Source organism: Kitasatospora sp. NPDC047058 (genome assembly GCF_040643935.1).
In the GTDB taxonomy this organism is placed as follows: domain Bacteria; phylum Actinomycetota; class Actinomycetes; order Streptomycetales; family Streptomycetaceae; genus Kitasatospora.
This window is the reverse complement of the sequence record NZ_JBEYVJ010000312.1, coordinates 1-8,381: the sequence shown is the minus strand read 5'-3', so window position 1 is coordinate 8,381 and position 8,381 is coordinate 1. Positions and strand designations below refer to the sequence as shown.

General features: G+C 73.3%; 14 protein-coding genes and 1 pseudogene. 12 read left to right on the top strand and 3 right to left on the bottom strand.

Annotated features, from left to right (window positions below; genetic code table 11):
* The 3 genes from ABZ885_RS31070 to ABZ885_RS31060 form a co-directional block, all read right to left on the bottom strand.
* The coding region (locus ABZ885_RS31070; RefSeq protein ID WP_360195892.1) for a recombinase family protein at positions 1-618 on the bottom strand (618 nt) is incomplete at its 3' end.
* Positions 615-1,010 (bottom strand): hypothetical protein, encoded by a 396-nt coding sequence (locus tag ABZ885_RS31065; RefSeq protein ID WP_360195889.1) that lies wholly within the window; start codon positions 1,008-1,010, stop codon positions 615-617. The genes ABZ885_RS31070 and ABZ885_RS31065, both read right to left, overlap by 4 nt.
* A gap of 30 nt (positions 1,011-1,040) precedes the next feature.
* The gene (locus tag ABZ885_RS31060; RefSeq protein WP_360195887.1) at positions 1,041-1,490 is read right to left on the bottom strand and encodes a helix-turn-helix transcriptional regulator; all 450 of its coding nucleotides are present in this window, start codon (positions 1,488-1,490) and stop codon (positions 1,041-1,043) included.
* Positions 1,491-1,733: 243 nt separating this feature from the next.
* On the opposite strand from ABZ885_RS31060, the gene ABZ885_RS31055 reads away from it, so the two are divergent.
* The 12 genes and pseudogenes from ABZ885_RS31055 to ABZ885_RS31000 all read left to right on the top strand — a co-directional run.
* Positions 1,734-1,943 (top strand): helix-turn-helix transcriptional regulator, encoded by a 210-nt coding sequence (locus ABZ885_RS31055; protein ID WP_360195884.1) that lies wholly within the window; start codon positions 1,734-1,736, stop codon positions 1,941-1,943.
* Complete coding sequence (locus ABZ885_RS31050; protein WP_360195881.1) at positions 1,940-2,152, top strand: hypothetical protein; 213 nt, start codon at positions 1,940-1,942, stop codon at positions 2,150-2,152. The genes ABZ885_RS31055 and ABZ885_RS31050 overlap by 4 nt, the downstream gene beginning before the upstream one ends.
* Before the next feature lie 9 nt (positions 2,153-2,161).
* Positions 2,162-2,632, top strand: a complete 471-nt coding sequence (locus ABZ885_RS31045) for a hypothetical protein (RefSeq protein ID WP_360195879.1) — start codon at positions 2,162-2,164, stop codon at positions 2,630-2,632.
* Positions 2,629-2,796, top strand: coding sequence for a hypothetical protein (locus ABZ885_RS31040; protein WP_360195876.1), 168 nt, complete (start codon positions 2,629-2,631; stop codon positions 2,794-2,796). Before ABZ885_RS31045 ends, ABZ885_RS31040 begins: the two co-directional genes overlap by 4 nt.
* Positions 2,793-2,984, top strand: a complete 192-nt coding sequence (locus ABZ885_RS31035; RefSeq protein WP_360195874.1) for a hypothetical protein — start codon at positions 2,793-2,795, stop codon at positions 2,982-2,984. Before ABZ885_RS31040 ends, ABZ885_RS31035 begins: the two co-directional genes overlap by 4 nt.
* A gap of 148 nt (positions 2,985-3,132) precedes the next feature.
* Complete coding sequence (locus ABZ885_RS31030) at positions 3,133-3,957, top strand: helix-turn-helix domain-containing protein (RefSeq protein ID WP_360195871.1); 825 nt, start codon at positions 3,133-3,135, stop codon at positions 3,955-3,957.
* Positions 3,954-4,628 carry a hypothetical protein gene (locus ABZ885_RS31025; protein WP_360195868.1) on the top strand — a complete coding sequence of 225 codons (675 nt, stop codon included), beginning with the start codon at positions 3,954-3,956 and terminating at the stop codon, positions 4,626-4,628. The genes ABZ885_RS31030 and ABZ885_RS31025 overlap by 4 nt, the downstream gene beginning before the upstream one ends.
* Entirely contained in the window at positions 4,625-5,047 is a 423-nt protein-coding gene (locus ABZ885_RS31020) for a hypothetical protein (protein WP_360195866.1), read from the top strand. Before ABZ885_RS31025 ends, ABZ885_RS31020 begins: the two co-directional genes overlap by 4 nt.
* Positions 5,048-5,124: 77 nt before the next feature.
* Positions 5,125-5,343 (top strand): hypothetical protein, encoded by a 219-nt coding sequence (locus tag ABZ885_RS31015; protein ID WP_360195863.1) that lies wholly within the window; start codon positions 5,125-5,127, stop codon positions 5,341-5,343.
* Complete coding sequence (locus ABZ885_RS31010; RefSeq protein ID WP_360195861.1) at positions 5,340-5,798, top strand: hypothetical protein; 459 nt, start codon at positions 5,340-5,342, stop codon at positions 5,796-5,798. The genes ABZ885_RS31015 and ABZ885_RS31010 overlap by 4 nt, the downstream gene beginning before the upstream one ends.
* A gap of 86 nt (positions 5,799-5,884) precedes the next feature.
* Positions 5,885-6,718: a hypothetical protein gene (locus ABZ885_RS31005; RefSeq protein ID WP_360195858.1), complete on the top strand. Its 834-nt coding sequence runs from the start codon at positions 5,885-5,887 to the stop codon at positions 6,716-6,718.
* Between the two features lie 473 nt (positions 6,719-7,191).
* A pseudogene (locus ABZ885_RS31000) lies at positions 7,192-8,381 on the top strand (hypothetical protein); the annotation flags it as partial.

The window sequence follows — 8,381 nt, the reverse complement described above, 5'->3', positions numbered from 1 at the left end:
GCGCAGGAACGCCTCGACGACGGTTGGTCCGACCTCGATGTCTGCCTCGTAGCGCTCCTGCTGCACCTTTCGGGTTTGGGGGTTGTAGCGCCGGTGCCAGACGTACCCGAAGCGGTCTCGACCGGTGGCAGGCAGGCCGGCCGCGCGGCGCAGTGCGTGCGTTTCGCTCCACTGCTCGCCCGCCCGGTCGCTCTCGTAGGCGGAGAACTCGAAGATGATTCCGCGGTAGAGCCGCCCGATTGCGGTTCGGGCATCGATGGGTTCTGTGGCAGAGACCAGTTCTCCGCCGGTGTTCTCAACTCGCTTGAGATTGACGGCCACGCCGTCTCGGGTCCGGCCGAAGCGGGAGAACTTCCAAACCGCAATGCCTACGGCCTCTTTGCGTTCAACAGCCTCGATGCCCTGCATGATCTTGCGCTTGAAGTTGCGGCCGGTTGCGTCGAGATCGGTGATCCACCGAACGATGCGCTTCCGGCTCCGGCGGGCCCATTCCAGGATCGCGGCCTGCTGGATCTCGGGGGAGATCTTCTCCTCTTTCCACGTCGATACGCGGATGTACCCGATGAATGGTTCGAGATCGCTCTCGATGAAAGTCTCTGCGGCGACGAGCGGCGTCAATGTGCCGCCCTCCCTCCCTGGTTGGCGCCGCGGGTCGATTGTGCGTCTGTGACCCGCGGCAGGTACACGACGTTGTCGGCCGGCTCATGCGTGCCCGGCCGGGGATCGGATGGCTGAGGTGGAGTCAGTAGCCCGTGGGCAATGTGTTCGAGCGCCAGGCGGTACCCGTCGTTGTGGATCTCGGCCCGCTCGTCCTCGCGTAGTTCGGCTGCGCGCTTCTGTTGGGTGATGATGACGGCCGGCAGTGCGGCGAGCATGAGCCCGAGTCCGACCCATGCAATGTCGCGGTCCTCCCCTGGCAGACACAGAGCGACGCTCACCAGCAGCATGCCGACAGCCTTGACTGCCAGGACCGCCACGGCGCCCACCGTCCATCGCTGGCGCTCGAACACGCCTTCCCCCTCGTTCAACTGCGTTCTCTTCTACGGCTCCATGCGGCGCACCCCCTGCTGGCGGTGCATCGCTTCTTGTTCCTGCATCGTCCGGACCATCGAGACGAACAGCGCGACGGCGGTATCGCTCTGGATGCCCAGCTGTGCGGCGGCTTCCTGCGGGGTCATGGGTGGACCGTCGGGCTGCGGGTCGACCGCTCTACCGATCTCATCGGCGGTGACGATGCCGGCTCGGACCATAAGCTCGCTCAGTTCCACGCGCAGAACGGGCGCGATCTTGGCGAGCAGCGCCGCCTCGTACTTGCCGCGTCCGGCCAAGAGGCGGGAGACCGATGACGCCGAGATACCGGCGTCGGCTGCGAACTTGGTCCGGCCGCCACCGCGGGCGCTGAGGTCGTACCCAAGGTCACGAAGGCGCCTGTCTAGCCACTGGGGGAAGTGGTCTTCCGCCTCGGGGGTGGCGTTGGTGCGTTGCTGCATGCGTGAAATCTACCGCGCTCGGCAGGTACGCGGCGAACCGGTGGCGTGTTTTCACGCATGAAAAGTTCCTGATCAGACGGTGCGCGATCCATCCCTGCAGCTTAGACGCTGTCATCGAACGCGCATCCGATTATGTGCGGCGCGCCACACGATGGCCTAAACCTCCTTCCATGGCAGAAAGATCCCTGTTAGCTTCCAGATGCGGCAGATCATCTACCGCTTGTGGCAGATAGGGGGTCCGTCATGTCGTACAGGCACGAGCAGTTCGTCGCCGCGGCGATCGCTGCGGGTGACCGCAACGACGAAGACATCGCAGAGCGGTTGAAGGTTGCACGGGTCACCGCATGGCGCCTTCGTACGGGCAGGACCACGCCCGGACCCTTGACGCTCGCCAAGATCGAGCAGGCTTACGGACTCACGGCCGCGACCCTGCTTGGGATCGAGGCCGCATGAACGCGACCGCCCCTATCAGCCGAGAGCAGGCGTACGCCGCAGCTCGGCTCATCCTCGACACGGCGCGTGCGCGCCGCGATGCGCTGCCCATCCGGGCCGCTGCCCAGGCGGCAGCCACCCCCGACCGCTCCGCCGACGAAGTCGAGCTGATTCTGCGCCGCCTGCACGCCCGAACCGGCTCAGCGCAGCCGGCCCGGATCGCGGCCTGAGAGGTAACCATGATCCGCGCTGAACTCCACCCGGACGGGTACACCGTCCGCCTCGACATCACGGACGGCGCCGAGCGCCTGCTCGACCGGGTCGCACTCGCCTACGCGGCCGACGAGCAGCTCGTCGGCGAGCTGCTGCGCGATCTTGCTGCGGCCGCCGACCATCACCGCGCCCGGAAGGCCGACCAGCGCGCCGACGACGTCGCCCTCGACTGGTCGGGCGCCGCGCTGGATGCGGCCCGCACCCGGGCCCGGGCGGGGGTGCGGGCCGCGCTGCTGCGGTGGACCCACCGGCGGCGCCGAGGCGGGGCGCTGCTCCGGCGTCGGGCCGCGGTTGTCGACGAGCTTCCGGGGCGCGACGGCCTACTCGCCGTCGACCTGTCCTACCGGGCTGCAGCTGAGCTCGGCCGGCAGCTGCAGCAGCTCGCCGAGCGCACGGTCGCCGGTCGACACCTAATCGAACTGGAGTGCGAGCGATGAGCGGGCGATGGTGGTTGGCCGCCGCCAGCAGCGCGCCGGACGTCGACCAGGTGCGCGGGCTCTGGCGCGCGGCGCGGGCGGCGGGTGAGCCGCGGTGGTACCTCGACCTGATCGCGCGCATCGGCCGGCAGACCGCCGCCGGGCCGTCGAGGAACGGCTCGTGAGCCGCCGACGGCCGGCCGTCGAGAACCGGGTCGAGCGGCCGGTGCAGCTCGCCCTCGACGGCAGCGCGCAGCCGTACCCGACCACCCCACCGCCGGTGCGCCCGCGTCCGCGGCGACGGGCGGTGGTCGAGGCCGTCGTCGATCCGGTGCCCGGGCAGCTCGACGCGCTCGGCGCCGACGGCTCGTGAGTCCGTTCTGCGGCGCCGGCCCGGGCCCGTGCGGTCGACCTGCGCGCCCGTACCCGTGCGGGCCGCGGTGCGCCGCCCACTCCCCCGCCGCCGTCGCTGGCCGCCCCGAACCCCCGTCTACGCCCAACACCCAAGGGAGGGAACCCCGTTGAGTCATCTTGCCCGTGAGTGGGTGTGGGAGTGCTCGGACGCCCGTGGCACGGCCCGTCTGGTCCTGCTCGCCCTGGCCGACCGCGCCGGCGAGTCCTGCGTCGCCTTCGGTTCGACTCGCGTCCTGGCCGAGCGCACGAACGCGAGCGAGCGCGCGGTGAGCGACGCGATCAAGGCTGCGATCCGGCTCGGCGAGCTGCAGCTCGTCGAGGGCCGGCGCGGCCCCTACGGCGCGCGCGTCTACCGCCTGCCCAAGGCCGTCGGGTGGACGCCCGGCGCACCCGTCGAGGGGGAGGCAGATTCTTCCGCCCCGGCCGATGGGGGGTGCGAGAACTGCACCCCCGGGGGTGCGGATTCTTCGGGGCGGGGGTGCAGTTCCTGCGGGGTCGACCCCGAAGTTTCTGCCCCCCAGAACCAGAGGGAACGAGAAGTAACGGGAGGGGACCAGAGGAGCGCGCGCCCGCGCGGGGGCTCTGCGGCTGTGGGTGGTGCTGCTGCGATCTCTCTGCCTGCCGACTGGCAGCCCGACGACGAGCTGCTCGGCTGGGCCGCGGTCGCAGGCCACCTGCAGCGCCTCGGGCCCGACGGCCTCGACCACGCCACGGCGAAATGGGCGCGGCACCGGGCGACTGCGCCGGCGCGGACCCCCGCGCAGTGGCGCGCCGACTGGCAGCAATGGATCGGCCGGGAACGCCCGACGGGCCGTCCGCCGTTGCGGGCCGTGCCCGGAGGTGCCTCCCGCACCTCACCGCCGGCTAACCGGAACGCCGAGCTGCTGCAGGCCGCGCTCGACGAGCTGCAGGCCCGCGGGGGTGCCCGATGAACCCCGCCGAGGTGGCCGCGCTGCTCGCCTACGCCGGAGAGCTCGACCCCCGCACAGCCAACGCCGACGCCGAGGAAGCTGCGGCACAGCTTCGCCGGTGGTGCGAGCTGCTGCTCGACGTGCCGGCCGTCGCCGTCGAGGGGTGGGACGCCGCCGCGGTCGTGCGCCGACACATCGCGTCGTCGCCGTGGCCGATCATCGCGGCCGACGTCGCCCGGCCGTGGGCGGCGCACCGCCGGGCCCTGCTCGCCCGGCACACCGACCCGCGCCCGGCCGTCGACCCCGACGACGACCGCGCCTACCGGGACGCGATCCGGGCGCAGCGGGCCGCGGTTGCCACCGGGCAGGCGGAGCCGAACAGCACGCGGCAGCTGACCGGCGGGCCGGCCGCCTCGGTGACCGCCAGGCTCGGCCGGGTGCTGCCGGCCGCCGCGGCGGAGCAACTCGCCGCCTACCGCCCGGTGCGGGCGGCGCGGGAGGCCGCAGCCGCGGCCGGGCGCCCGGATGCGCTGGCCGTCGCGTGCGACTGGTGCCACGCACCGGCCGGTGAACCGTGTCGACGGCGCACCCTCGCACCCGGCGCGCAGGCGGGCACCTGGTCGAGGCGCCGGACCGTCCACCCGACCCGCACCGACAAGGCCGCCGTCCGCCGACAGGAGAGTGCCGCGTGAAGTCCCGCCACCGCCGCGGTCCGCGGCACTCGATCAACCAGACCAGCTACCGGCTCACCGCGACGTGGCCGGGCCGCGAGCAGGCGACCCGATTCGAGACGTCCGACCGCGCCGCCTTCCGGCGGGTGGCGCGCGACCTGGCCGCGGCCGGCGCCCTGGTGGCCCGCGAGGAACACCTCGGGCACGGGCTGTGGCGCGCGCTCGACCCGATCGACGGGCCGGCCCTGCTGCGGGCGCAGCGTGAGGCCGAGCTCGCCGCCCGCCGTGCGGCGACCGAGCAGCTTGCCCAGGACCGGCGCGAGGAGCAGCGGGCCGTCGAGCTCGCCGCCGTCGAGGCCGTCATGGTTCAGCCTCCGATCCCGCGCGACGGCGGCCGCCCGCGGGCCCGAACTGTCGCACGGCGTAGGGGAATTCGATGATTCTCCCGCCGCGACCGGTCGATGCGCCCCCCATGCGCGCGGGTGTCCGCGTCTGCCCTTCCGAAAGGTCACTACCCGTGTCCGTCCTGCCCTCCCGCTACCTCGTGCACGAGACCCGCGCCGAGCGTGCCCTGCCCTTCCCCGTGTCCCTGCCCGTGGTCGCCGAGCTGCTCGACACGGTGCGCGCCGAGCTGCGCGCCGCCGGCCGTCCCGCGGCAGACGCCGACCTGTTCCTCGACCCCGTCGAGGGCCGGCTCGTCGTCGCCTACGTCCTCGACCCGCGGGACATCCCGTGAGCGCGGCCCCCGCCGACCGGGCGGACGTCGAGCAGCTGCTGCACCTGGTCGACCGGGCCGCGCGCGGCGCCCTGCTGCCCGGTGAGGCCGAGCTGCTGCGCGAGGGGATCGGCGAGCTCGCCCGCTACCGGGAGTGGTGCGCCGAGTGGAGCAGCCGGCACCTGCAGCTGCGCCGTACCGCCCGGCAGCGTCTGCTCGCCCTGCGTCGGGCGCTGGCCCGGGCGCAGCGCGGCCGGGTCGTCGAGGCCGAGCTCGCCCTGCTGCAGGGGCGCCTCAACGCCGCGGCGCAGCCGGCCGGCGAGGGCGAGGCGTACGAGGAGTTGCTCGCCGCCGAGTTGCTCGACGGGTGGGCGCTGGCCCGTGGCCGCGCCGCCGTCGAGCTCGCCGCGGCCGGCCTGCAGGTCGACTCCGGCCCCCGCTTCCCCACCGCCGCCGCCGACCGGCCCGCCACCTAGACCGGGCCCGGGCGCCCCCGTTCCACGACAGAGGGGCGCCTGGGCTCACCAACCCACCACCTGCACAACCTACTTGGGAGCGCACCGTGTACCCGTCCACCCGCATCCGTCAGGCGGTCGAGCAGCTGCGCACCGTGCGCGCACACTGGGGCGCGCTGCTCGTCGCGATCGAGACCGCACCGGCCCCCGTGTGGCCGCCCGCCCAGCTGTCCACTCACCTCGCCCGGCAGGTCGCCGACGACGAGCTGCTCGTCGACGACCGCGTGCCGCTCACCCTTCGCCAGCACCCCGCCCCCGCCAACGTCGACGCCCTCGACGCCGCGGTGCGCGTCGAGCGGCTGCTCTTCGATGCCGCCGACTTGCTCGCCGCCGCGGTGCAGCGGCCGATCGAGCGCCGACCCGTCTCCACCCCCGGCCGGCCGGTCGTGTGGGCCCTCGACGAGGCGGACGCGGGTGACCCGCGCCGGTGGCACTACGCCAGCCCGACCGACCCCGGGAGCCGCCGGCACGGCCTGCACTGGGCCGCGCTGTACGTCGAGGGGCGCCTGCTCGACGAGGACACCGAACCGGAGCAGCGGGCCGGTTCGCGCACCCGCGGGCCGGCGCTGTTCGGCCTGCTGCCCGAGCACCTCACGCATGAGACGGTGCGCGTCGCCGGACAGGCCGAGCACCTCGTGCTCGGCGCGCTCGGCCTCGACCGCAGCGAGACCGTGATCGAGGGCCGGCCCTGCCCGTGGTGCTCCGGCGAGCTCACCCTGCACACAGACCCACGCACCGCCCCGAGCGTCACCTGCGCCACTGGCCGTGCGTGCCCCGCCCCCGTCGCCCTCGACCGCCGCGGCCGGCGCGGGTGGCACGCGGCCGAGCTCGTCGAGCTGCTCGCCGCCCTCGACCGCCCCGCCACCGGCCGGGCCGCATGACCCCGGGGGTGCACCCCCGGCGACGGGCCCGGGCTGCGATGGCTCAACGTGAGAGCGCCCGACGCCTCCCGGCAGTCGAACGCTCCGGTTCGTGGACACCTAGTTCAGGTCATCCCAGAGGATCCCGTGAAGGATCGCAAGAGCTAGAACTCTCGCCGCGACTTCGGCGAGAAAGTGCCCAACGATCCGAAGGTTCCGACTGCGAATCTGACCGAATCCGTTACCCACGGCCGCCTCCTCGTAACAAGGGATCTCGGTTGCGAAGCTGAGAACCGCAGGCCCGAGGGGGCCACCTTCAACGCTAGACCTCATTGGCCACATACACACCCCTGACGGCGGGCCCGGACTGCTGCTCGGGCCCGCTTTCGGCGCCCCTTGTCAACGTAGACTGTAATCATTACAGTAATCATTACTGCATCGATTGCAGAGCCGGCCGCTACCCGGCGCCCCACCATCACCAGGGAGAGCACTCCATGCGCTACGCAACCACCAGGCCCGGTGCGGAAGTTCTGCACATCCAGAACGAGAGCGTCACGCGCACCTACTGCAAGCGCACCGCGCTGCACGTCGTCCACCCGGAGACCGCGAACAAGGGTCTGTCCACCGGCGCCCTTCGCGTGTGCCTGAACTGCGACCGCATGCTCGGCGACCGCCGGCGCGCCGCGCGGTCGCTCGCCGAGCAGCCCCTGCTCAACCCCCCGGCCGCCCCCACCCGCAAGCGCCCGGCCGCCGTCGAGCCGACCCTCTTCGACGCCCCGGCCGCGCCCGCCCCGGCCGTCGAGCAGGCGCCCGCCAAGCCGTGCCGTCGTCGACTGGCGCAGCCGGCCGCCCTGCCGCTGCCGGTGGCCACCAACGCGTTCGAGCAGGCCGTGCTCGGCGTGCACGAGCCGCGCCCGAGCCGGTACGCCCTGCAGGTCTGCGAGGACCCGCGCAGCGTCTGCGAGCGCGGCGCCTGCAGCCTTCACTCGACCCGCGCCGTTGGCCGCCTCGACGAGGTGCGCCTCGCTGGGGAGATGTTCCGGCACGCGTGGGCCGCCGCCGAGGACGGGACCCGCATCCCGATCACCAGTCAGCCGGTGCCCGCGGCGGCCGAGCAGGCGCCCGTCGAGGCGCTGCCCGACGGCCCCATGCGCGTCCGGGTCCGGATGGGCATCTCGCGGGAAGACCTCGACCGGATCAAGGCCACGGCGGACGCCGCCCGCGCCGTGTTCGAGGCGGAGTCCGCCGCGCGGCGCGCCGCGGAGTGGGCGAAGTACGGCCCCAAGCCCGAGGCGCAGCAGGCGCCCGTCGAGGGCACGGTCGTCCTGCACCGCGGGGAGGCCCGTGGGTGCCTGCCCAAGCACGCGCAGCACCCGGACGTGCGGGCCGCGCTCGCTGCCCTCACCGCCCACGGCGCGCGTCCCCTCCAGTTGGCCGCGCTGCAGGGCGACGACGTCGAGGAGAACCCGCACGCGTCCGGCGCCATGGTCGAGCCGCGGGGGGATGGCTTGGTGGCGGTGTACTGGCTCGTCGACGGCGACCACCGCGGCGAGCAGGGCAAGCCGCACCGGGTGCAGCTTGAGATCCTCCGCGCCCACCTGCGAGAGGCCGACTGGCTCATCGAGGCCGGCACCGGGCCCGTCGTGAAGGCGTGGCGCCTGTACGAGCACGCGCCCGTCGAGGA